Source organism: Janthinobacterium sp. GW821-FHT03C10, from assembly GCF_059420865.1.
In genome coordinates this window covers 451,553-474,982 of the sequence record NZ_JBWKUN010000006.1, presented here as the reverse complement: position 1 = coordinate 474,982, position 23,430 = coordinate 451,553, and the positions used below count along the sequence as shown (strand labels likewise).

Below are 23,430 nucleotides of genomic sequence, written 5' to 3'. Positions count from 1 at the left end.
CCCCCGCGTTCATCCGTGATGGCGATGATCATCTTGGCGCACGGCTGGCATGATGTTGGCAGGGGAAACCAGCTGCAGCAGACAGCCTTCGCGCGGCGCATCCCTGTCGCTCGCGGTCCATACGGGCAGTTCCATCAGGGGTTCGAGCGCCGCGGCCAGGGCGGCCTGGCCGGCGGAAGACATGGGCGTCATCGGCAGGCGCAATGCGTCGCGTACCTTGCCCTGCATGGCCAGCGCTGCCTTCACGGGAGCGGGATTCGGTTCGGCAAACAGCAGGCGGATAACGGGCAGCATGGTCTTGAACAGGGCGCCGGCGGCGCCGTGGCGGCCCTGCCTGACGAGGTGGTACAGCTGCGCATACAGGTCGGGGCGTACCTGGGCGGCGGCCGACATGGCGCCGTGGCCGCCCATGGACAGGCTGGCCAGCAGCAGCGCGTCGTCGCCGCACAGCACGTCCAGGCGCGTGTCGAGCAGCAGTTCGCCCAGCTGCTGCAGCTTGCCGCCCGCTTCCTTGATGGCGACGAAGTGCGAGTCGCGCGCCAGCAGGGCGGCCGTTTGCGGTTCGATATTGACCCCCGTGCGGGCCGGCACGTTGTACAGCACGATGGACTGGTCGGTGGCGGCGGCGATGGCCTGAAAGTGGCGCACGATGCCTTCCTGCGAAGGGCGCACATACGCTGGCGCCGAGACCAGCAGGCCCGCCAGCGGATGGTCGTTGTAGCGCTGCACCGTGGCGACGACGCTGCGCGTGTCGCTGCCGCCGACCCCCATGACGACGGGGAAGCGGGGACCGACGGCTTCGAGCACGCTGTCGAGCAGCATGCTCTGTTCCGCGGCGCTCAGCATGGCAGCTTCGCCCGTGGTGCCGCACACCACCAGGCCATCGATGCCGCTGGCGGCCAGTTCGCTGGCCAGCTGCTGGGCCGCGTCGAAGTCGATGTCGCCATCGCCATCATGAAATGGCGTGACCATCGGCACCCAGATGCCCTGGAAGTGCGCGGTGATGCGCGATGACGACATGGCCTGCTCGCAGGAGTACTGGTTCATAGCGATTTCCCCTGGCTGATGCGGCCAAATTCCGCCGCCGGCAGCAGGCGCATGACGGCATCCATGGTCAGGCGCAGGGCCGGTTCCGTCACGCACAGCCAGACTTTCATGCGTTCGGCATGGTCGACCGCCTCGACACGCATGAACGACAGCATGCCGCCGCAGGTCCTGACGACCAGCTGGCGCAGCTCGGCCAGGCAGGATTTGTCGACCGTGATGTGCATGAGGAAGGTGGGCAGGCGGGGATGGCGGTGGGGCAGTGCTTGATGCGATTGCAGGCGTGAATGGGGTTCCATGGTGGCTTTGCAGCGGTGGTTGAGGTAAGTTCAAGATTAGCAGCGGGGGCGTAAAGATTCTCTAAAAAGCGGGGCCGTGGGCGTAAACGGTCTGTATGCGGCGGGCGCTCGCGTGTTGCGCGGATGCCCCGGGCGTGGGCTTTTGTTACAAAATTGAATCGTGCTTTTGGGGGAGGGGGTTTATATTGAAAACGTCTCCGCTTTCAGTCAGCCTTGCCATGTCAGACGAAAAAGATCCCCAGCAGCCCCCATCCACCGATCCCGCAGCGCCAACGCCGTCCCGGCCCGACCGGGTGGGCCGCCGGGCACCCGATGAGGAGCACCGCGCGCGCGACGCCGCCCCCCGCTACCTGAAGGATAACGACACGCCGCTGGCGCTGGCCTGGCGGGTGATCTCGTCGCGCTACCGTTCCATGCGCGACAAGGCCAGCCGCGACTTCATGCGGCGCACCCTGCGCATCGGCATCTCGGCGCGCATTTTCCACCCGGAGCCGGGCGCCACTGGCCTGCGCAGCAAGAACCTGCAATACCTGGAAGAGTCGATCGCCCAGTGGGTCATGTCGCGCGACGTGCTGGTGTTCATGATCCCGACGGTCAATACCAGCGGCCAGTTGCACCCGAGCAACATCACCCTGCGCCACTATGCGCGCCACCTGGACGGCCTGGTGCTGCAGGGCGGCGCCGACGTCTCGCCGCAGACGTATTCCGAGGCGGCCACGCGCCCCGAATGGAACGGCGACCGCGCGCGCGACCTGTACGAACTGGAGCTGCTGCACGAATTCGTCGACGCGGGCAAACCCGTGCTGGGCATTTGCCGCGGCTGCCAACTGATCAACGTGGGCTTTGGCGGCACACTGTACCAGGACATCGCCTCGGACGTGGCAGGCGCCACTTCCCACGTCAACGACCTGTATGACCGCCACCGCCACACCATCGTCTTCCCGAAAGGCTCGTCCCTGGCGGGCATGTTTCCGAAGGCGGGCGAGGCGCTCGTCAATTCCATCCACCACCAGTCGGTCAAGGACCTGGGGCGCGACGTCACCGTGGAAGCGTATTCGCAAGGGGACAACATCGTCGAGGCCATCCGCTACCAGCGTGCCCGCTTCGTCATGGGCTTGCAGTGGCACCCGGAATTCCATTCGGCGGGCGGCGTCGAGCTGCTCGATTGCACGCCCATCCTCGATAATTTTTTGCGCGCGGCGCGGGAGACGCGGTTTTGAGCACGCACCTGATGCGCCGGCGCAGCGTGCTGGCCGGCCTGCTGGCGCTGCCCCTGGCGGGCTTGCGCGCGGCGCCACGCCCGCATGAGGGCGCGCTGCCGTTTGCGCTGACGTCCGCCGCGCGCGCCCGCACGCTCAAGGCGCGGGGGGCGCCGGCCATCGCGGAACAGGTGGTCAAGGCGGCGCGCAAGGACGCTGCGCGGCCCGTGCACCTGATGGCGCAAGTGCGCACGGGCGGCTTGCTGAAGGGAGAGGGCGGACGCGAGACCAGCCAGCAGGCGCAGGAAGACTGGCGCCAGGCGCGCTTGCAGGCGCTGGCCTGGCGGCTGTCGGGCGAGATGCCGCATTTCGAGGCGGCGCGCCAGCTGCTGCTGGCCTGGAGCGGCAGCTATCAGCCCTCGTTCAGCCCCGTCGACGAGACGGAGCTGGCCAGCCTGCTGATGGGTTTTGATTTGGTACAGGAGCGCTTGAACGGCGTCGAGCGCGAGCAGGTGCAGGCGTTTTGCCGCACCCTGGCGCAGGGGTATCTGAGCGATCCCGTCAAGGTGGGCGGCCCGTCCACGGCGCGCAATAACTGGCATAGCCACCGCATCAAGATCGGTGCGGCCGCCGCGTATGTCACGGGCGACGCCTTGCTGATCGCGCGCGCGAAGGAGCGCTTCCTGGCGCACGTGCCGCGCAATATCGGCGCCGGCGGCGTGCCCTTCGACTTCGAGCAGCGCGACGCCCTCCATTACACCACCTACAGCCTGGAGCCGCTGCTGACGACGGCCCTGATGGCGCAGGCGCATGGCGACGACTGGTATGGCGCGCCGGAAGCGAAGCGCCTTGCCGAGGCACTGGCCTGGCTGTCACCGTATGCGCAGGGCAAAAAAACGCACGAGGAGTTCGCGAAAAGCGCCGTACCCTTCGACCGCAAGCGCGTGGCCGCCGGCGAAAAGGGCTTTAAGGGGAACTGGGAGCCGAAGGGCGCCGCCAATGTGTATTTGCTGGCGGCGCGCTTCGATCCGGCTTACCTGTCCCTGGCGCTGGAACTGCGCCCGCCAGCCTGGGCGCTGGTGCTGTACGGCAGTGAGTTAAAACTTGCTGATTAAAACTTCGTGCGCACGGTGAACATCACGTTGCGCGGTTCGCCGTAGAAGCCCGTCTGGAACAGGCCCAGGCCCGTAAAGTACTTCTTGTCCAGCAGGTTGTTCACGTTCAGGCTGGCCGTGACGTTCTTGCTGATCTCGTAGCGCGCCATCAGGTTGACCAGCGCGTAGCCGCCCTGCTTGATGCGTGAATAATCCTCGATGGCGGGATTCCAGATATTGCCGTAGTAGCTGCTTTGCCAGTTGACGCCGCCACCGACGGTCAGCTTGTCCAGGCTGGCCGGCAGGCGCCACGAGCCTTGCACGCGCACCAGGTGGACAGGCTGCGTGGTTTGCAGCATGGTGGAAAAGACGTCCTTGCCATCCGCGTCGCGCACGTGGGTGTAGCTATAGCCGGCGCTCAGCTTCACGTCCTGCATCACTTCGCCCGTCACTTCCATTTCCACGCCGCGGCTGGTGACGCCGTCGATGGCTTGATAGGCTTCCTCGCCGTTGACTTCGCCCACAGAACTGGCCACGTTGCTTTGACGGATCTGGAACAGGGACGCGCTGGCATTGACCTTGCCATCCAAATACTCTGCCTTCACGCCTGCTTCGAAACCTTTGCCGCGCACGGGAGGCAGAAACCGACGGTTCACGTCGCGGTTGCTTTGCGGCGAAAAAATGCTGGTATAGCTGCCGAAGAGGGAATACGTCTTGTCGAGGTCATACACGACGCCCGCATACGGGGTGATGACGTTGCTTTCGTCGATGCGCGAAGTGATGCGCGCGGTCTTGGGGGCGAAGAAGCTGCGGTCCTGCTCCTGCCTGTAGCTGCTCACGCGGGCACCGACGATGATGGACAGCGCATCGGCCGGATGCAGGCGCACGGCGCCATACAGACCGCTCTGGCGCGTGCTGTCGTTGTCGTTGCCCAGGCGGGTAAATGCGGGTTCCGCATACTGGCCGCGCCAGTCGAAATAGCTGCCTGCGACGGGTGGATAGACCGATTCGTAGACGGGGCCGTCCTGCTTCGCGCTGGAATGGGAATAGCCGAGCATCGCTTCGTGCCGGCGCCCGAAGGCGGTGAACGGGCCGCTGGCGTCGACGTTGACGGTGGTCTGGCGGCGGTCGCCCTTGTATTTGCCCATGAAGAAATACGCGCCTTCGCCCGTGACGGGATCGGGATTGCCGCCGCTGGCCGAACCGAGCACGCTGTCATGCTTGCTGCGCAGCTGGTTGGCGCTCAATTTCAGTTTCCACGCGTTGGCGAACGTATGTTCCAGCGACGAGAACAGCGTGGTGTTCCGCATGTCGCGGCGGCTCCAGTCCGTGGCCGGGTTCCACGCGGTGGGAAAATCCGTGCGCGAGCCGTCGGCCAGCAGCACGGGGAAACCCGTCCAGGTGGAGCCGCGCGGCTTGTAATCCTGGTGCGTGAAGCCGGCCGTCAGCAGGGTGACGGGTGTCAGGTCCGCCTCGATGATGCCGTAGGCGACGGATTTCTGCTGCGTGTAGCGGTCGAGGTAGGAGTGCTTGTCCTGGTAGGCGCCCACCAGGCGGCCGCGCACCGTGCGGCTGTCGTTCAGGGGGCCGGAGACATCGGCTTCGCCCCGGTAATTGTCCCACGATCCCGCGCCCAGGGTCGCCGAACCCTCGAAGCTGGCGGTGGGGCGCTTGCGCACCATGTTGACGGTGGCCGAAGGGTCGCCCGAGCCGCTCATCAGGCCCGTCGCGCCCTTCAGCACTTCGATGCGGTCGTAGATGGCCATGTCGCTGTTGGTCGTGCCCCAGTCGTAGACGCCGTCATAGATGGCCGATACGCCGTCGTACTGGAAATTGGTGACGGCAAAGCCGCGCGCCTGGAAGCTCCAGCGGTCGCTGTCGTAGTTTTGCACGCTCACGCCATTGACGTTCTTCATGACGTCGGAAACGGCGTTGCTGTTCTGGTCATCCATCTGCTGGCGCGTGACGATGGTCAGCGACTGCGGCGTTTCGCGCTGCGTCAGGGCCAGGCCCGTGGCACCGCTGGCGGGGCCGCCCGTGTAGCTGCCCGTGCCGCTGGTGGCGGCGCTGCGCTCGGCCGCCGCCACCACGGTGACGCCGCTCATGACGGCCATGCCGCGGCTGTCCGCCGTGGGCGTATCCGCGCCGGCGGGGATCTTTTGCAGCAGATAGCCGCCGTTCGATTGCGGCACGGCTTGCAGGCCGCTGCCGGCCAGCAGCACGCGGAAACCATCGTGCACGCCATAGCTGCCTTGCAGGCCGGCGCTGCGCAAGCCCTGCGTGGCATCGCTGGAAAACGACAATAAAATGGCGCTCTCGCTGCCGAAGCGCGTCAGCACGTCGCCCAGCGCGCCGGCCGGAATGCTGTAGACGCGCACTTGCCGGCTTTGTGCCTGGGCCAGCGCCGGCAGGGTGAGAGCCATGCCGATCTGCGACAGGGCGCAGGCCAGGACGGTGCGGGTGAGGAGGGAACGCGAAGCGTGGTGCATGGAATGAAACCTTTCGTGGATGCGCAAGATGGAGACTGCCTATCTTCCAGGTCACGCGAGCACGGCGAAACAGCTCACTTTGCAGAAAGTATTTTTTAGCGCGCCGCGAGTTCGATCCTGACGACTTGCCGGCCCCAGAAGCGCGTGATGGTATTGCGCCGCAGTTGCAGGCTGGCGCAGACGGCGTCGACGATGGCATCGACGTCGGCCAGCGGGTAGGAGCCGGACACGCGCAAGCCGGCGACGGCGGGCGTGCAGGCCAGCGGCTGCTCGCTGTAGCGCGACAGCTCGGCGAGGAAATCGGCCAGGCGCATGTCGCGCGCCACCAGCATGCCGTCGAGCCACGCGCCGCCGTATGGCGCCAGCGCCTGGCGGTGATAAGCGTCACTGTCGAAATGGGTGCCTTCGCCGGGGCGCAGCAGCAGGCGCTGGCTGCCATCGCCGGCCAGTACGGCGACGACCCCTTCGAGCACGCCGGCGCTGGCATAGCCATCGTGCAGGCGCACGGTGAAACGCGTGCCCAGCGCCTGCAGGCTGCCGTGCGGCGTGCCGACGAAGAACGGGCGCTGCGCCGCATCCTTGCCGGTGGCGATGAAGATTTCGCCGGCCAGCAGGTCGATGCGGCGCTGTGCGCCGTCGTAGGCGAAGTTCACGGCGCTGTTGGTATTGAGCGTGAGCTGCGTGCCGTCGGCCAGGGTCACGACGCGGCGCTGATTGATGCCCGTGCGGTAGTCGGCCGTCCAGCCGCGCCACGGGCTGCGGCGTTCGAATGCATACAGCGAGGCGCCGCAGGCCAGCAGCAGGGCCAGCGTCTTGACGGCATGGCGGCGCGGCGCGTTCGCCTGCACGCAGGCGCGCAGCAGGCTCGCGTGCGCCGCGGGCGGCAGATGCTCGTGCTGTATTTGCAGCTGCTGCCACGCCTGCGTGGCGCTGCCGGCCCGCTGCAGATGGCGTTTTACCGTGGCCAGCGAGATGCCGAGCTGGCGCGCGATGTCTTCCTGCGGCAGTTCGTCGAGCTGGCGCAGTAAAAATGCCCGTTTGACGGGAGGCGGCAGGCCGTCGAGCATGCGGTCCAGTTCAAACACGGTGGCCAGCAGCAGCGCGCGTTCCTCGGGCGAGGGCGCATGCCGGGGCGGCAGCTGCGCCAGCACGTCGAGGTACGCCTGTTCCAGTTTCTGGCGGCGGTAATGGTTGAACAGCACGCGCTGGGCGACGGTGGCGAGAAAGGCGCGCGGTTCGCGCGCGGCGACGGCGTCTTCGCGGTCGAGCAGGCGCATGAAAGTATCGTGCGCCACATCGGCCGCGCAGGCCGTGCTGCCGAGTTTTTTGCGCAGCCAGCCCTGCAGCCAGCCGTGGTGGTCGGCATACAGTGTCGCGATGTCCTGGCGTTGTAGCGGCTCTGCCAGCGGCATCGCATTCCCCTTGCGTTTTTAAACAATAATAAGAATCATTCTCATTGTAACAAGCGGGGACGGCGGCTGTAAATGACGGGCAGGTGCGCTGTGGTTTTTTGGTTGACGGATGGTAGGTCGGATTAGGTCTGAAGGACCGTAATCCGACGCCACCAATAGCGCTAACAATGTTCTCGGATTACGCGGCGTGCCGCCGCTAATCCGACCTACGTTTCCAGGCTGACATCCTCAATAGTTCATGGGCTCGCCACGGAAGCAGCGGATGGCCGAATCGACCATGCCCTCGGCGCTGCCCTGCAGGCTGTGCTGCTTGCGCAGGTATTGCGCGTCACTCCACTGCTTGGCCACGTCCGACAGGTGTTTCAGGGCCGGCGTGCTGCCCAGCGCCTCGGCGTGCGGCTCCATCTTGCGCAGGGTGGTCATGATGTCTTCGCGCAGCGACATCGTTTCGTAGGTTTTCGGATGCGTGATGGCGCCATCGAGGCCGAAGCGGCAGGCCTGGAAGCGGTTGTAGTTATATACGAGGTAATCGTCTTCCACCGGCGGGGTTTCGCGGCGTTCGAGCAGGTAGCGGCACAGCGCCTGCAGGTAGGCGGCCAGCGCGGCGGCCCGCTCCACCGTCAGCGGCGTGTCGCACACGCGCAGTTCGATGGTGCCGAATTCCGGCTTGGGACGGATATCCCAGTAAAAATCCTTCATGCTCTTGATGATGCCCGTGTTCTCCATCTTGGCGAAATACTCGTTGGAGAACTGGTCCCAGCTCAGTGTAAACGGCGCGCGTCCGCTCATGGGAAACGCGAACACGGAATTCAAACGGGCCGAATCGAACAGGGTATCGCGGCCCTGCACGTAGGGTGAGGACGCCGACAGGGCGATGAAATGGGGGATGTAGCGGTTCAGCGAATGCAGCAGGAACATGGCGTCGTCGCCCGAGGCGCAGCCGATGTGCACGTGCTGGCCGAAGATGGTGAACTGCTTGGCCAGGTAGCCGTACAGTTCCGAAATCTCCTGGAAGCGGGGCTTGGAAAAGATCTTTTGCGACGACCATTGCTGGAACGGGTGCGTGCCGCCGCCCGCGATGCCGATATTGAGCTTGTCGCCGGCCGTGATCAAGGTGTCGCGGATTTCCTGCAATTGCTCCAGCAGGGGGCCGTGGTGCGTGTGCACGCTCGAGTTAATCTCGATCATGCTCTCGGTGATTTCCGGCGTGACGTTGCCGGGGAACGGCTTTTTATTCAGCAGATGCAGCAGGTCGGGGCTGGCGGCCGTCAAGTCATAGTCCGACAGGTTCACCAGTTGCAGTTCGAGTTCGACGCCGAAGGTCAGCGCGGCCGATTGGCCAAAGGGTTCCAGCGGCATTTAGCGCTCCTTGATTTCGTGGGTTTCTTTGGCCAGCATCAGCACGCGCTGCACCAGCACGGGGCCGATCAGTTCCAGGCCCAGGGTGATGGCGGCCAGGGCGTTCAATTCGTCGCCGAAGTTCACGCCGTGCTGGCGCGCGTGTTCGAGCAGCAGGATGATGAAGACGGAGACGGGCGTCAGGGCCACGCCCGTCAGCACGCCCTTGCGCCAGGAAATGCCGCTGACATGCGAAAACGCGGCCACGCCGGCGACCTTCGTCAGCAAGCGTCCGCCGACGACGGCCAGGGCCAGGCCCGCGCCGGCCGTCACGCTGGCCCATTCCAGGGTCGAGGCGGCATACACGAACAGCAGCACCGTCAGCAGCTCGCCCATGGCGCCGAAATTGCGCTGCGCCTGGCTGAAGGCGACCCTGCGGTGGCGCGCCACCAGGCCGAAGGTGAGGGTGGCCAGCAGCGGCGACAGGCTGGTGGTGTAGGTCAGGGCGACGAGCAGCATCACCGACAGCGCGAACGCCACGGTGGCGTCCTGCGCCATGTTGCCCAGGCGGCGCAGCATGGCCGGCACGACGATGCCGAAGACGGTGCCGGCGGCCACGGAGGCGGCCAGCACGGCGGCGCTGCTGCTGCTCGCCTCGATCAGGTCGGTGGAACTTTGGAACATCCAGAAGCCGACGATGATGTTGAACGTGAAGACGGCCAGCACGCAATTGAGGGCGGTGAGGTGGACGATGCGTTCCGTGACCTGGCCCGAGCTGCGTTCCTCGTTGATGACGCGCATGATGGTGGCCGGCGAGGTGGACATGGCCAGCGATGCGAGCAGCAGCGCCGTCATCGAGGTGCTGCCGAATTCGATGCCGATGAAGTAGACGACGGCAAAGGTCAGCAGGGATTCGACCAGGCCCGTGACGGCGATCCACGGATTGTTCTTCAGCCAGCGCAGGTTGATGCGGTAGCCCACCTCGAACAGGATCAGGCCGAAGGCCACGTCGGCCAGCACCAGCATGGGGCCGGCGTCCGTCTGCGGCAGGATGCCTACCTGCGTCTGCGCGAGGACGAAACCGATCACGCCGTAAAAACTGATGCGCGGCAGGCCCGTCCAGCGGTGGCCGAATTCGCCCACTACCCAGGCCAGGGTAATGGCAAACGGCCAGGACAGGTCGGCGGCGATCGAGATCAGACTTTGCATGCTCATTCCTTTGAAAATGGCGCTGGCACCGGCCGGCAGCACGGGGGCTGGCGCGGCAAGGTCGTGGTGCAGCGGTGGTGCATGGTTTGCGCAGAGCGATGCGCCGATTCTACCGGAGCAGAAGGCGCGCACGATGTGCGCAATCGAACAGTGTCGCGGTCATGGCGGCTGCGCACGGGATGCAGCAGGGTAGGGCAGGGCTGGTATCGGCGTATGCTACCCGCCCGCGGCGGAGATGCTCCGCACGGTAGTGCCGTGTCGCAGTGTACGGCATGGCGGCCTCCTGCCGCCATGGACTTTTTGTTGCGTGCTTTTATTTACTGAGCAGACGCATGCCCCGTTCCAGCCCGTCGATCGACAGGGGGAACATGCGGTTGTTCATCAACTGCCGCATCACGCCGATCGACTGGCGGTATTGCCATAACCCTTCCGCTTCGGGATTGAGCCAGATGAATTTCGGGAACGCCTGGGTAAAGCGCGCCAGCCACGCCGATCCCGCTTCCTCGTTGTTGTATTCCACGCTGCCGCCCGGCTGCAGGATTTCGTAGGGGCTCATGGTGGCGTCGCCGACGAAAATCAGCTTGGTGTCGGGCGGGTATTTGCGCAGCACGTCCCAGGTGGGGAAGCGCTCGGCGTTGCGGCGCCGGTTGTTCTTCCACAGATAGTCGTAGACGCAGTTATGGAAGTAAAAGAACTCCATGTTCTTGAATTCCGTCTTCGCCGCCGAAAACAGTTCCTCGGTGCGCTCGATATGGTCGTCCATGCTGCCGCCCACATCGAGCAGCATCAGCACCTTGATGCGGTTCTTGCGCTCGGGCCGCATCCTGATGTCCAGGTAGCCCGCGTTGTTCGCCGTGGCGGCGATGGTGGCGTCGAGCGCCAGCTCATCTTCCGCGCCTTCGCGCGCGAACTTGCGCAGGCGGCGCAGCGCCACCTTGATGTTGCGCGTGCCCAGTTCGCGCTCGCCGTCGTAATCCTTGTAGCTGCGCGCTTCCCACACCTTCACGGCCGTGCGGTTGCCGCCCTTGCCGCCGATGCGGATGCCTTCCGGGTTCGTGCCGCCATTGCCGAACGGCGAGGTGCCGCCCGTGCCAATCCACTTGCTGCCGCCCTCGTGGCGCTCCTTCTGCTCCTTCAGCAGCTCGTTCAGGCGGTCCATCAGCTTGTCGTAGCCGAATTTCTCCAGTTGCGCCTTCTGCTCTTCGGACAGCTCGCGCTGCATGCGTTTGAGCAGCCAGTCGAGGGGAATCGCCGCGTTCGTGTCGAAAGCCGCGTTGACGCCCTTGAAGTACTGGGCAAAGGCGCGGTCGAACTTGTCGAAATGGGCCTCATCCTTGACCAGGGTCAAACGCGCCAGATAGTAGAAATCGTCCATCGAGGCGTCGATGACGTTCTTTTGCAGCGCCTCCAGAAGCGTCAGAAATTCCTTGATCGAGACGGGAATCTTCGCATCCTTGAGCGTGAAGAAGAAATCGATCAGCATGGCGCTTCCTCTGTCCCTGCGTCTCCCGCGCGGGGCAGTGCGGCGATGGGGCGCTGCGCCAGCTTGTAGCGCAAGTGGGCGGCAATTTCCGGCCACTCGCCGCGCGTGATGCTGTACATGACCGTGTCGCGCACGGTGCCGTCGCGGCGCAGCGCATGGTGGCGCAGCACGCCATCCTTTTTCGCGCCCAGGCGCTCGATGGCCGCCTGCGAGGCGTGGTTGAAATTATCGGTGCGCAGACCCACCAGCGCGCAGCCGAGCGTGTCGAAGGCGTGCGCCAGCAGCAGCAATTTGCAGGTGGTGTTGACGTGGCTGCGCTGGCAGCGCTTCGCATACCAGGTGTAGCCGATTTCCAGGCGTCCGATGGCCGGCACCACGTCGTGATAGCTGGTGGTGCCGAGCACCTCGCCGCTGGCCGCGTCGATGACGGCAAAGGCGAAGCGCGAAGGGCGCATCTCGATGCCCTTGAAAATGTACTGGTCCACCTGGTCCGGCTCGGGCACGGAGGTGACGCGTAGATTCCACAGTTCGCCATCCATGGCCGCCGCGCGCAGGCCGGGCGCGTGGTGCGGCGCCAGTGCCTCGAGGCGGATGCCGTGCAGTTCCAGAGGGACGAAGACCATGTCCGGGCTGATATCGTTCACCGGCGCTCCTTAGCGGTTGGTGCGCGACATGAACATCAGGCGCTCGAACAGGTGCACGTCCTGCTCGTTTTTCAGCAGCGCGCCGTGCAGCGGCGGCACGACGGCCTTGTTGTCCTTGCTGCGCAGCGCGTCAACGGGGATATCCTCGGCCAGCAGGAGCTTGAGCCAGTCGAGAAATTCCGACGTCGACGGCTTTTTCTTCAGGCCCGGCACGTCGCGCACCTCATAGAAGGTTTGCAGCGCCTGCGCCAGCAATTCCTGTTTCAGCTGCGGGTAGTGGACGGCGACGATCTGCTCCATCGTGTCCTTGTCGGGGAATTTGATGTAATGGAAGAAGCAGCGGCGCAGGAAGGCGTCCGGCAATTCCTTCTCGTTGTTCGAGGTGATGATGACGAGCGGGCGGTGGCGCGCCGTGACCATTTCACGCGTCTCGTAGACATAGAATTCCATGCGGTCCAGTTCGCGCAGCAGGTCGTTCGGGAATTCGATGTCGGCCTTGTCGATCTCGTCGATCAGGAGCACCACCGGTTCGGGCGCCGTGAATGCCTGCCACAGCACGCCCTTGACGATGTAGTTCTGGATGTCGCGCACGCGCTCGTCGCCCAGCTGCGAATCGCGCAGGCGCGACACGGCGTCGTATTCGTACAGGCCCTGCTGCGCCTTGGTGGTCGATTTGATATGCCATTGCATCAGCGGCATGTTCAGCGCGGCGGCCACTTCCTCGGCCAGCATGGTCTTGCCCGTGCCCGGCTCGCCCTTGATCAGCAGCGGGCGTTGCAGGGTCAGCGCCGCATTCACGGCCAGTTTCAGGTCGGCGGTGGCGACATAGCTGTCGGAACCTTCGAAGCGTTGGCCTTGCTGGGTGTGCTGTGCTTGCATGAGCGGTCTGCCAAAGTAGGGAAATGGTGAGTATAAACAGAACTGTGGCGCGCTGCCACGCGGACGGCCTGTGCCTGCCTGCCTACAATGCGGGTTTTATAGGTGGACTTGCAAGAATATCTTGGCTAGAATCGGCAAGCAGCAGATTAATTGTCAACCTTAATTGTCAACACATAAAATCAATAAAAACCAGCTCTGGCGTTTCTCCGATTACCTTTGTTCACATTGCCACTATGAAAAAAATATTTGCACTTCTCGTGCTTGCCGGCATAGCAAATGCCGTCACAGCGGCTGACATTGTAGGAAACGCCAAGGCAGCCCCTGCCAAGGTGGAAATGTGTATCGGCTGCCACGGCATCCCCGGTTACAAGGCAACCTTCCCCGAAGTGTTCCAGGTGCCGATGATCGGCGGCCAGCCGGCAAAATATATCGAGAATGCGCTGCAAGCCTACAAGAAGGGCGACCGCAAGCACCCCAGCATGAAGGGCATCGCCAGCAGCCTGTCCGACCAGGATATCGCCGATGTCGCCGCGTACTATGCGCAACAAGCCAAGCCGAACTGAGGACCAGCCCGATGAAAACACTACTCGCCGCCCTCGTTTGCGCCACCGTCTCGTTTTCCGCCAGCGCCGCCGGCAATATCAACACGGGCAAGGCCCTGGCCGAAAAATACAGCTGCGCCACCTGCCACGGCAAGGATTACGGTTCGCCCATCGACCCGTCGTACCCGAAACTGGCGGGCCAGCACAGGGATTACCTGGAACACGCCTTGACGGCGTATAAACGGGGCGACAAGGCCAACGGCCGCAACAACGCCATCATGACGGGCCAGGTGAAACCGCTGAGCAACCAGGACATCAAGGACCTGGCCGCCTACCTGCACAGCTTGCCGAGCAGCCTGGTCACTCATCGCTGAGCGGTAACGCCGGCTCAGGCTTTCAGCCCCACCCGGCGAGCAAGTTTATGCAGATTGCTGGCGTCGAGTCCCAGCTGCCGCGCGGCGGCGGCCCAGTTATCCTGATGCAGCACCAGCGCTTGCCGGATGGCCTGGCGCTGGCTCGCTTCCACGATCTGATGCATGGACAGCGGCGCCGCCGGCGTGCCGCACGCGGCCGGCGCCGGCGGCAGCGCGTCCGCGCCGGCCGGCGCTTCCAGCGCATCGAGGTCGAGCATATCCGTTTCCAGGGTCACGATGTCCTTGCGGTCCGCGCCGCGGATCACGGCTTTCAGCGCGGCCCGGCTGATCACATGTTCCAGTTCGCGCACGTTGCCCGGCCAGCGGTAGTGGCACAGGGCGTTTTCCGCCGCGGCCGACAGGCGCAGGCTGCGCAAGCCGAGGCGCGCGCGGTTCAGTTCCAGGAAACCGCCCGCCAGCAGCAGCACGTCGTTGCCCCGCTCGCGCAGCGGCGGAATCGGCACGGGATACACGGATAAACGGTGGTACAGATCGGCGCGGAACGAGCCGTCGCGCACATGTTCGCGCAGGCTGCGGTTGGTGGCGGCGATCACGCGCACGTTGACCCGGCGCGGCCGGTCCGCGCCCAGGCGCTGGATTTCGCCATTTTGCAAGGTGCGCAGCAGCTTGGCCTGTATCGACAGCGGCAACTCCCCCACTTCATCGAGAAACAGGGTGCCCCCTTCGGCCGCCTCGAAACGGCCGGGCCGGTCGCTGACGGCGCCGGAAAACGCGCCGCGCACATGGCCGAACAATTCGCTCTCGGCCAGCGATTCCGGCAAGGCCGCGCAATTGACGTGGATCAATGGCTTGCCGGCGCGGCGCGACAGCCGGTGCAGGCGGTGCGCGCACAATTCCTTGCCGACGCCCGTCTCTCCCAGCAGCAGCACGGGCAGCTCGGAATCGGCGACCACCTGCAATTCGTGCAGCAAATGCGTGATGGCGCTGCTCTGGCCGACGAAGTCGTGTTCTTCGCGCGGCGCCTGCGCATCGGCCAGCATGGCGCCGCCCGACAGGCGCAGGGCGCGGATTTCCGTCTCCAGGCGCGTGACGCGCACGGCCGCCTCGATGGCGCAGGCCAGCTCGCCCAGGTCGCGCTGCGCCTGCGTATCGAAGGTGCCCACCCGCAGCGCGTCGAGCGTGATCACGCCCCAGCGTTCGCCTTCCAGGTCCAGCGCCATGCCCATGCAGTCGTGCACGGGCAGCGGTTCGCCGGCCCGCTCGGCGATCAGGCCGTCGTAGGGATCGGGCAGGGAACTGTCGTGATGGAAGCACAGCACGCCGCGCCGCTGCAGGATGGCGGCCAGGCGCGGATGGCCGGCGACGGCGAAGCGGCGTCCCAGCGCGTCGCTGGCCAGGCCGGCCATCGCCACGGGGCGCAGGTGCTCGCCATCGAGCTTGAGCAAGGCCACGGCCTCGCAGCCGAAGTGCGCGCGCAGGCTGCCCACCAGGCGCTGCAGGCGCACGGCCACGGGCAGGTCGGCGACCAGGTCGGTGAGCAAGAGCAGGTGGATGGCGGTGGTGGTCATAAGTACCATGCAGGGTACAACGGACCACGCTTGAAAAGGGTCATATCGACCGTGCATTTTTCAAATCGTTGATTTAAAACAAGTTTTTCCTGGCATGCCGTTTGCCTAGGTAAGGGGGCCGAACCGGCATACAAGACCAAGGAAAGCCTGATGAAAACGACTCCCTCCCTCCGCGCCATTGCCGCCGCCGTCTGCGTACTGGCCATGCCCCTGTCCGTGCAAGCCCAGGCGAGCCTGCCGGCCAGCGCCGCCGCCACTGCGGCCGCTGTCAGCCAACCCTCTGCCGCCGCCGTGGTCAAGCGCTATGAACTGCAAACCAATATCGTCGACGGCAAGATGGTGTTCATCGATGCCAAGGGCCAGGTCAACCCCGTGCTGGCGGCCAAGGTGGGCGACACGGTCGAACTCGTGCTGAAAAGCGGCGAAGGCGCCGAGCACGACCTGCTGATCCCGGAACTCAATGTGGCATCAAGCAAGTTCAGCGCCAATAGCGGCAGCACCACCGTGCGCTTCAAGGTCGCGCGCGCCGGCACGTTCACCTATTACTGCTCGATTCCCGGCCACCGCCAGATCGGTATGGAAGGCAAGCTGGAAGTCGCCGGCGCCTCGCTGGCCGAAGCCGGGACACCGAAGGCCGCCGGTGCCGGCAGCGCAGCCGGCGAATCGAGCCAGGCCGCCGCGCTGGCCCTGTACACGCCCGCGCCGTCGCCGATGCGCGGCCCCGATCCATCGGCCGTCAGCGTGGCCGCCAATCCTGCGCAGGTGCCTTCCGCCATCGGCGCGCGCGCGCCGCAAACGCTGAAATACCGCATGGAGACGGTGGAACTGCCGGGCAAGCTCGATGACGGCACCAGTTTTACGTATTGGACCTTCAACCGCCAAGTGCCGGGCCCGATGCTGCGCGCGAAGGTGGGCGACACGGTGGAACTGACCCTGTTCAACGCCAAGGACAGCAAGATGATCCACTCGATCGACCTGCACGCCGTGACGGGCGGCCATGGCGGCGGACAGCACACGCAGGTGGCGCCGGGGCAGGAAAAGACGGTGACCTTCAAGGCGCTCAATCCGGGCCTGTTCGTCTACCACTGCGCCACGCCGCTGGTGCCGCAGCATATCGCGGCCGGCATGTACGGCATGATCCTGGTCGAACCGGAAGGCGGTTTGTCGAAGGTCGACCGCGAGTATTACGTGATGCAGGGCGAGATGTACACGGGCCGTCCGCACGGCGCACCCGTGCACCAGGAACCGAACCTGGAAAAAATGGCCAATGAGCTGCCCGACTACTACGTTTTCAACGGCGAAGTGGGCGCCCTGAGCAAGACGCACAAATTGCAGGCCAAAGTCGGCGAGACCGTGCGCATCTATTTCGGCGTCGGCGGCCCGAACAAGATTTCATCGTTCCACATCATCGGCGAGATCTTCGACAAGGTGTACAGCGAAGGCTCGATCAGCAGCCCGAAACACGACGTACAAACCACGCTCGTCGCACCGGGCGGCGCGACCATCGTCGAACTCAAGGTACAGCATCCTGGCAGCTATCTGCTGGTCGACCATGCGCTGTCGCGTGCCGGCAAGGGCGCCGTGGGCGTGCTGGAAGTGACGGGCGAAGCCGTGCCCGGCGTCTACCACGCGGGCGCCGTCCAATAAAACAACCCCCCATTCATCATCAAGGAACTGCTATGGAAATGATCGACCTATCCCTGGGCCAGCTGGCCCGCCGCATCCCCGGCGCCACGCGCCTGTTCGATGCGCACCGCCTCGATTTCTGCTGCGGCGGCAACAAGACCCTGCGCGCCGCGGCCGAAGCGGCCGGCGTGGACGCGGCGCCCATCGTCAAGGAACTGCAAGTGCTGGCCGGACGGATTGACGCCAGCGGCGCGCGTGACTGGCAGGACGCTCCGGCCACCGAGCTGGTGGAACACATCCTGGCGCGCTACCACGCCGTGCACCGCGAGCAGCTGCCCGAGCTGATACGCCTGGCGCGCAAGGTCGAGCAGGTGCATGGCGACCGCGCCGACTGTCCGCACGGGCTGGTGGAACATCTGTCGGCCATGGCGCAGGAACTGGAAAGCCATATGCGCAAGGAGGAAGACGTGCTGTTCCCCATGATCGTGCGCGGCCAGGGTCCCCGCGCCGGTGCGCCTATCAACGTGATGCGCATGGAGCACGACGACCATGGCGTGGCCTTGCGCGCCATGGAGGCGATGACGAACGATATCACCGCACCTGGCGGCGCCTGCACCACCTGGCGCGCGCTGTACACGGGCTTGCGCACCTTCCGCGAGGATCTGATGGCGCACATCCATACTGAAAACAATATCCTGTTCGAGCGCTTTGCGCCGGCCGTGGTGCACTGACAAAGGAAAGACCCATGGGTCCCTACAAAAAACTCTGGTTCACCCTGATCGGTGTGCTGATCGTGACGTTTTCGCTGCTCGGCTACTACGGCACGGAAGTGTATCGCCAGGCGCCGCCCATTCCCGCGCAAGTGCTGGCGCAGGATGGCCGGCAGCTGTTCGACCGCGAGGGCATCCTCGACGGCCAGACGGCCTGGCAATCCGTGGGCGGCATGCAGCTGGGCTCCATCTGGGGCCACGGCGCCTATCAGGCGCCCGACTGGACGGCCGACTGGCTGCACCGCGAACTGACGGCCTGGCTGGAACTGGCCGCGCAAGAGCAGCATGGCAAGGCGTACGCGGCGCTCGACGGCCCCGCGCAGGCGGCGCTGCGCGAAGCGCTCAAGCTGGAATACCGCGCCAACCGGGTCGATGAAGAACAAGTGCTGCATCTGTCGGCGCGCCGCGTGCAAGCCATCGCCAGCACGGCGCACTATTACGACCAGCTGTTCTCCGACGCGCCTGCGCTGCACGCCAGCCGCGAGCATTTCGCCATGAAGGAAAACACCCTGCCCAGCGCCGCGCGGCGCGCGCAGATGACGCAGTTCTTCTTCTGGACGGCGTGGGCCGCCGCCACCGAACGTCCGGGCCAGAAAGTGACCTATACGAACAACTGGCCGCACGAACCGCTGATCGGCAACCAGCCCAGCGGCGAAAACCTCGTCTGGTCGGTCGCCAGCGTGGTGGTGCTGCTGGCCGGCGTGGGCTTCCTCGTCTGGGGCTGGGCCTTCTTGCGCGACCACGACGAAGCGCTGCCGGCCGCCGGTCCGCGCGATCCGCTCACCACTTTCGCGCTGACGCCTTCGCAGCGGGGACTGGGAAAATATCTGTTCCTGGTGGTGGCGCTGTTCATCTTCCAGGTCTTCATCGGCGGCTTTACGGCGCACTACACGGTGGAGGGGCAGCAGTTCTACGGCATCGACGTGTCGCGCTGGTTCCCGTATGCGCTCACGCGCACCTGGCATATCCAGGCGGCGCTGTTCTGGATCGCCACGGGCTTCCTGGCCGCCGGCCTGTTCCTGGCACCCCTGATCAATGGCGGCAAGGACCCCAGGTGGCAGCGCCTGGGCGTCGACGTGCTGTTCTGGGCGCTGGTCGCGGTGGTCGTCGGCTCCTTCATCGGCAATTACCTGGCCATCGCGCAAGTCATGCCGCCCGAATGGAATTTCTGGCTTGGCCACCAGGGCTATGAATATGTGGACCTGGGACGCCTGTGGCAGATCGGTAAATTCGTCGGCATCCTGCTGTGGCTCGTGCTGATGCTGCGCGGCGTCGTGCCGGCCCTGCGCCAGCCAGGCGGCGACAGGAACCTGCTGGCGCTCTTGACCGCGTCCGTGGGCGCCATCGGCCTGTTCTACGGCGCCGGCCTGTTCTACGGCGAGCGCACGCATTTATCGGTGATGGAGTACTGGCGCTGGTGGGTGGTGCACCTGTGGGTGGAAGGCTTCTTTGAAGTCTTCGCCACCACGGCGCTGGCCTTCATCTTCTCGACCCTGGGCCTGGTGTCGGTGCGCATGGCCACGACGGCCAGCCTGGCGTCGGCCTCGCTGTTCATGCTCGGCGGCATACCCGGCACCTTCCACCACCTGTACTTTGCCGGCACCACCACGCCCGTGATGGCCATCGGCGCGAGCTTCAGTGCGCTGGAAGTGGTGCCGCTGATCGTCTTGGGCCACGAAGCGTGGGAAAACTGGCGCCTGAAGGAGCGCGCGCCGTGGATGGATCAATTGCGCTGGCCCCTGATGTGCTTTGTCGCCGTCGCCTTCTGGAACATGCTGGGCGCGGGCGTGCTGGGCTTCATGATCAATCCGCCCGTGGCCTTGTACTACATCCAGGGCTTGAACACGACTCCCGTGCATGCGCATGCGGCGCTGTTCGGCGTGTACGGCTTCCTGGCGCTGGGCTTTACCTTGCTGGTGCTGCGTTACCTGCGGCCCGACTACCGCTTCAGCCCTGCGTTGATGAAGTGGGCGTTCTGGGGCTTGAACGGGGGCCTGGCGCTGATGATCTTTACCAGCTTGTTGCCGATTGGCATTATCCAGTTCCACGCCAGCGTGACGGAAGGCCTGTGGTATGCGCGCAGCGAAGGCTTCATGCAGCAGCCTTTGTTGCAGAACCTGCGCTGGATACGCACCTTCGGCGACGTGGTCTTCATTGTCGGCGCCATCGCCATGGCGTTGCAGGTGGTGCTGGGATTGCTGGAAAAGGGGCCTGCACAGGTATTGCCTCAGCGTATGAAGGGGGCAGTGCGACCCGGTTAGCGGCGGCGTACGCAGTCGATGTAGGCTTCCGTATCCGGCGGCAAGCCCGAGCGCTGCGAGGCCCAGATCATCTGGCCCAGGCATTCCATCACTTCGTGCTGGGCCGCATGGGCCGAATCGAGGCGCTGGGTCAGTTGCTGGACGGCCGGGCGGATGCCGCGCGGCTGGTCCACCTGTACCTGCTCCGTGATCGACAGATGCATGGACAGGTGCAGGAAAGGATTGGCCTGGCCCCCTTCGACGGAGTAGTCGCGCGCCAGCGCCGCTTCGACGTCGGAGAGCTCGTTTTCATACTCGGGGTGTTCGAGGATCCAGTCGAGCGCGATGGCTTCCATCGGCGTGAGAATTTCATGGGCGCGGTGCTTGCGCAAGGTGTCGCAAAAGAAACGGCGCACGTCGTCGGAAGAGGGGTTGAACATGGCGGAAGGACTATGGCTAAAGGGCAGCCGGCATTGTACCGCGTACGTCAATTCAAGGCATCGGGGATGCCCTTTTTGCCGTCTGGCACCCGCTGGCATGACCCGATAGTCACCGCAATTTAATACCCTGCAGTAAGTATTATCCACTACCGCCACGGCCCGGCGGCGCCAAATAACGGTGATAAAATCGCCGCTCTTGATATTTGCTCTGGACACGACGGCGATTTTGTTGCCATTGCGTGCTTCCATTGCCCGCACCTTTGCCACCAGATCTTGCTCCTGGCTTATTCCGGAGCGCGGCAGCATGCCTATCACCATCAACCTTGACCTGTCCGACCGCCCTGGCGTTCCGGCTGGCCGGCTGTTTTTCATTCAACACAGCGATGGTGCCGCCACGGTGGCGCGCAAGAATCATCTTTCAGTATTCATAAACGGAGTTACGTATGCGTAAATCGCTATTACTTTTGATGTCGTGCCTGATCCTGGCGGCATGTAACAAGACCCCTCCGGCCTCGTCCGAGAAACCGGTCGACGTGCTGCTGATCGGCGCCGGCACCATGAGCGCCACCCTGGGCAGCATGCTCAAGGAACTCGATCCCTCGCTGACGATGGAAATGGTCGAGCGCCTCGATTCCGTGGCCGCCGAAAGCTCGGACGCGATGAACAACGCAGGCACGGGCCACTCGGCGTTTGCCGAACTGAACTACACGCCGGAAGCGGCCGATGGCAGCATCGAGACCAAGAAAGCCGTTGCCATCAATGAGCAATTCGAAATTTCCAAGCAATTCTGGGCTTATCAGGTAGCCAACAAGCACCTGGGCGCGCCGCAAACCTTCATCAACAACGTGCCGCACATGGCCTTTGTCTGGGGTGACGACAATATTGCCTTTTTGAAGAAGCGCTATGCCGCGCTGCAAAAGGAAAACCTGTTCAAGGGCATGCTGTACTCGGAAGACCAGGCGCAGATCGAGCAATGGGCGCCGCTGGTCATGCAAGGCCGCGACAAGGGCCAGAAAGTGGCCGCGACGCGCATGGAGATCGGTACCGACGTCAATTTCGGCAACCTCACGCGCGGCCTGGTGAAGTACCTGACGGACAGCCACGGCATGGTCCTGCACCTGCGCCACCAGGTGGAAGACATCCGGCGCGGCGCCGATGGCGTGTGGAACGTGACGGTGAAAGACCTGGCCGCTGGCAAGGAAAAAACCATGCGCGCCAAGTTCGTCTTCATCGGCGCCGGCGGCGGTTCGCTGCCGCTGCTGGAAAAGTCGGGCATTCCTGAAGCCAAGGGCTACGGCGGCGTGCCGGTGGGCGGCCAATGGCTGGTGACGACCAATCCGGAACTGGTGGCGGCGCATGCGGCCAAGGTCTACGGCAAGGCGTCCGTCGGTTCGCCGCCGATGTCCGTGCCGCATCTGGACACGCGCATCATCGACGGCAAGAAAGCCCTGCTGTTTGGCCCGTTCGCCACCTTCTCGACCAAGTTCCTGAAAAACGGTTCCTGGATCGACTTGCCTGCCTCGATCGGCACGGGCAATGTGAAACCGATGCTGCAAGCCGGCTACGACAATATTCCGCTGACGAAATACCTGGTGGAACAGGTCATGAACACGCCGGAAGACCGCCTGAAGACCCTGCGCGAATACTTGCCAAACGCCAAGATGGAAGACTGGACCCTGCAAAACGCCGGCCAGCGCGTGCAGATCGTCAAGGATGACCCCGTCAAAGGCGGTTTGCTGCAGTTCGGCACGGAAGTCGTCGGCGCCGCCGATGGCAGCATCGTTGCCCTGCTGGGCGCCTCGCCAGGCGCATCGACCGCGCCGCCGATCATGATCAAGGTGCTGCAAACGGCATTCAAGAGCCGTCTGGCCACGCCGGAATGGCAGGCGAAGATGGTGGAAATGGTGCCGTCGTACGGTCAAAAGCTGAACAACGACCCCGCCCTGGCCAACAAGATCCGCCATTACAGCAGCAATATCCTGGGCCTGAAAGCCATCACGCTCGACGTTCCCGCTGCTGCGCCAGCGCCGGCAGCAAACTAAGCCAGCCTGACCGGCAGGGAAGTTTCCTGCCGGTATGAAAAAAGGGGCAGCCTGTTCAGGCTGCCCCTTTTGCGTGGGAGCGTGCGTTCATTGCGGCGGACTACTCCTTGCCCGGCAAGATCAGCTCCGGCGTACACCCTTCGGCGGCAATGCCGTCGCAAGGCTTGGCCAGTGCCGCGCCGTCCTGTGCCCGTGGCGCATGGGGCTGGCGCAGGTAGCGCGACGTGTGGCGGTGCGCTTGTTGTGCGTTGCCATGCACGGGCCAGGTCAGGAAGCGGGACAGCTCCTGCAAGGCGCGCTGGTATACATCGCGTTTAAATTCAATGACGACATCGAGCGGGACCCAGTATTCATGCCAGCGCCAGGCGTCGAACTCGGGATGGTCGGTCAGGCGCAGATTGACGTCGTTATCGCGCGCGCACATTCTCAGCAGAAACCAAATCTGCTTCTGGCCACGGTAATGGCCGCGAATCTCGCGCTTGATGAAGTGGTCTGGCACCTCATAGCGCAGCCAGTCGCGGGTGCGGCCGACAATTTTGACGTGTTCCTGTCTGAGTCCGATTTCCTCTTCAAGTTCGCGAAACATGGCTTGTTCCGGTGTTTCGCCATATTTGATACCGCCTTGCGGAAACTGCCATGAGTGCTCGCGCACCCGCTTGCCCCACCACACCTCGTTCTGGGCGTTTAGCAGGATGATGCCGACGTTGGGCCGAAACCCTTCACGGTCGAGCATAATGC

21 protein-coding genes and 1 pseudogene are annotated in these 23,430 nt (G+C 64.4%); 9 read left to right on the top strand and 13 right to left on the bottom strand.

Going from position 1 to position 23,430, the window contains the following annotated elements; all coding sequences use genetic code 11:
• Nucleotides 1-9: 9 nt before the first annotated feature.
• Both dapA and AC07VH_RS21880 read right to left on the bottom strand, forming a co-directional pair.
• Nucleotides 10-1,047, bottom strand: a complete 1,038-nt coding sequence (gene dapA, locus AC07VH_RS21885) for a 4-hydroxy-tetrahydrodipicolinate synthase (RefSeq protein ID WP_494789202.1) — start codon at nt 1,045-1,047, stop codon at nt 10-12.
• Nucleotides 1,044-1,343, bottom strand: a complete 300-nt coding sequence (locus tag AC07VH_RS21880; RefSeq protein ID WP_253192699.1) for a hypothetical protein — start codon at nt 1,341-1,343, stop codon at nt 1,044-1,046. Before AC07VH_RS21880 ends, dapA begins: the two co-directional genes overlap by 4 nt.
• A 218-nt stretch (nt 1,344-1,561) precedes the next feature.
• Between AC07VH_RS21880 and AC07VH_RS21875 the strand changes: the two genes are divergently transcribed.
• On the top strand, nt 1,562-2,563 hold the full coding sequence (locus tag AC07VH_RS21875; RefSeq protein ID WP_494789201.1) for a gamma-glutamyl-gamma-aminobutyrate hydrolase family protein: 1,002 nt from the start codon (nt 1,562-1,564) through the stop codon (nt 2,561-2,563).
• On the top strand, nt 2,560-3,657 hold the full coding sequence (locus AC07VH_RS21870; protein WP_494789200.1) for an alginate lyase family protein: 1,098 nt from the start codon (nt 2,560-2,562) through the stop codon (nt 3,655-3,657). Before AC07VH_RS21875 ends, AC07VH_RS21870 begins: the two co-directional genes overlap by 4 nt.
• Here AC07VH_RS21870 and AC07VH_RS21865 read toward each other — a convergent pair.
• The 8 genes and pseudogenes from AC07VH_RS21865 to AC07VH_RS21830 all read right to left on the bottom strand — a co-directional run bounded on the left by AC07VH_RS21865 (nt 3,654) and on the right by AC07VH_RS21830 (nt 13,090).
• A complete protein-coding gene (locus tag AC07VH_RS21865; protein WP_494789199.1) occupies nt 3,654-6,125 on the bottom strand; it encodes a TonB-dependent siderophore receptor in 2,472 nt (823 codons plus the stop codon). The genes AC07VH_RS21870 and AC07VH_RS21865 overlap by 4 nt on opposite strands.
• A 95-nt stretch (nt 6,126-6,220) precedes the next feature.
• Nucleotides 6,221-6,973: a FecR family protein gene (locus AC07VH_RS21860; protein ID WP_494789228.1), complete on the bottom strand. Its 753-nt coding sequence runs from the start codon at nt 6,971-6,973 to the stop codon at nt 6,221-6,223.
• Between the two features lie 81 nt (nt 6,974-7,054).
• Nucleotides 7,055-7,537: pseudogene (locus AC07VH_RS21855) on the bottom strand (sigma-70 family RNA polymerase sigma factor); the annotation flags it as partial.
• Nucleotides 7,538-7,765: 228 nt separating this feature from the next.
• Nucleotides 7,766-8,896 carry a YbdK family carboxylate-amine ligase gene (locus AC07VH_RS21850; RefSeq protein WP_034780287.1) on the bottom strand — a complete coding sequence of 377 codons (1,131 nt, stop codon included), beginning with the start codon at nt 8,894-8,896 and terminating at the stop codon, nt 7,766-7,768.
• Nucleotides 8,897-10,084, bottom strand: a complete 1,188-nt coding sequence (locus tag AC07VH_RS21845; RefSeq protein WP_070218615.1) for a cation:proton antiporter — start codon at nt 10,082-10,084, stop codon at nt 8,897-8,899.
• Nucleotides 10,085-10,397: 313 nt separating this feature from the next.
• On the bottom strand, nt 10,398-11,567 hold the full coding sequence (locus AC07VH_RS21840) for a vWA domain-containing protein (protein WP_494789198.1): 1,170 nt from the start codon (nt 11,565-11,567) through the stop codon (nt 10,398-10,400).
• A complete protein-coding gene (locus AC07VH_RS21835; protein ID WP_489630763.1) occupies nt 11,561-12,190 on the bottom strand; it encodes a GNAT family N-acetyltransferase in 630 nt (209 codons plus the stop codon). Before AC07VH_RS21835 ends, AC07VH_RS21840 begins: the two co-directional genes overlap by 7 nt.
• 30 nt (nt 12,191-12,220) lie before the next feature.
• Nucleotides 12,221-13,090 carry an AAA family ATPase gene (locus AC07VH_RS21830; protein ID WP_494789197.1) on the bottom strand — a complete coding sequence of 290 codons (870 nt, stop codon included), beginning with the start codon at nt 13,088-13,090 and terminating at the stop codon, nt 12,221-12,223.
• Between the two features lie 233 nt (nt 13,091-13,323).
• On the opposite strand from AC07VH_RS21830, the gene AC07VH_RS21825 reads away from it, so the two are divergent.
• Together AC07VH_RS21825 and AC07VH_RS21820 are read left to right on the top strand one after the other, a co-directional pair.
• Nucleotides 13,324-13,653, top strand: coding sequence for a c-type cytochrome (locus AC07VH_RS21825; RefSeq protein WP_046684254.1), 330 nt, complete (start codon nt 13,324-13,326; stop codon nt 13,651-13,653).
• Between the two features lie 11 nt (nt 13,654-13,664).
• The gene (locus AC07VH_RS21820) at nt 13,665-14,006 is read left to right on the top strand and encodes a c-type cytochrome (RefSeq protein WP_070218614.1); all 342 of its coding nucleotides are present in this window, start codon (nt 13,665-13,667) and stop codon (nt 14,004-14,006) included.
• Nucleotides 14,007-14,020: 14 nt separating this feature from the next.
• Here the strand turns inward: AC07VH_RS21820 and norR are convergent, their stop codons facing one another.
• Nucleotides 14,021-15,574: a nitric oxide reductase transcriptional regulator NorR gene (gene norR, locus AC07VH_RS21815; RefSeq protein WP_494789196.1), complete on the bottom strand. Its 1,554-nt coding sequence runs from the start codon at nt 15,572-15,574 to the stop codon at nt 14,021-14,023.
• 150 nt (nt 15,575-15,724) lie between these two features.
• Here norR and nirK point away from each other — a divergent pair, with 150 nt between their 5' ends.
• Genes nirK through AC07VH_RS21800 form a run of 3 tightly spaced genes read left to right on the top strand, consistent with a single transcriptional unit; the run spans nt 15,725 to nt 20,231 of the window.
• Nucleotides 15,725-17,221, top strand: coding sequence for a copper-containing nitrite reductase (gene nirK, locus AC07VH_RS21810; RefSeq protein WP_494789195.1), 1,497 nt, complete (start codon nt 15,725-15,727; stop codon nt 17,219-17,221).
• 32 nt (nt 17,222-17,253) lie between these two features.
• Complete coding sequence (ytfE, locus tag AC07VH_RS21805) at nt 17,254-17,931, top strand: iron-sulfur cluster repair protein YtfE (RefSeq protein ID WP_494789194.1); 678 nt, start codon at nt 17,254-17,256, stop codon at nt 17,929-17,931.
• Nucleotides 17,932-17,945: 14 nt separating this feature from the next.
• Nucleotides 17,946-20,231, top strand: coding sequence for a nitric-oxide reductase large subunit (locus AC07VH_RS21800; RefSeq protein ID WP_494789193.1), 2,286 nt, complete (start codon nt 17,946-17,948; stop codon nt 20,229-20,231).
• Here AC07VH_RS21800 and AC07VH_RS21795 read toward each other — a convergent pair.
• Nucleotides 20,228-20,650, bottom strand: a complete 423-nt coding sequence (locus tag AC07VH_RS21795; protein WP_034746547.1) for a DUF1841 family protein — start codon at nt 20,648-20,650, stop codon at nt 20,228-20,230. The genes AC07VH_RS21800 and AC07VH_RS21795 overlap by 4 nt on opposite strands.
• A 304-nt stretch (nt 20,651-20,954) precedes the next feature.
• Here AC07VH_RS21795 and AC07VH_RS21790 point away from each other — a divergent pair, with 304 nt between their 5' ends.
• Both AC07VH_RS21790 and mqo read left to right on the top strand, forming a co-directional pair.
• Nucleotides 20,955-21,101: a hypothetical protein gene (locus tag AC07VH_RS21790; RefSeq protein WP_494789192.1), complete on the top strand. Its 147-nt coding sequence runs from the start codon at nt 20,955-20,957 to the stop codon at nt 21,099-21,101.
• On the top strand, nt 21,094-22,692 hold the full coding sequence (gene mqo, locus AC07VH_RS21785; protein ID WP_409027833.1) for a malate dehydrogenase (quinone): 1,599 nt from the start codon (nt 21,094-21,096) through the stop codon (nt 22,690-22,692). The genes AC07VH_RS21790 and mqo overlap by 8 nt, the downstream gene beginning before the upstream one ends.
• 100 nt (nt 22,693-22,792) lie before the next feature.
• Here the strand turns inward: mqo and AC07VH_RS21780 are convergent, their stop codons facing one another.
• Nucleotides 22,793-23,425, bottom strand: coding sequence for an RNA pyrophosphohydrolase (locus AC07VH_RS21780; protein WP_070218597.1), 633 nt, complete (start codon nt 23,423-23,425; stop codon nt 22,793-22,795).
• Nucleotides 23,426-23,430 lie beyond the last annotated feature (5 nt).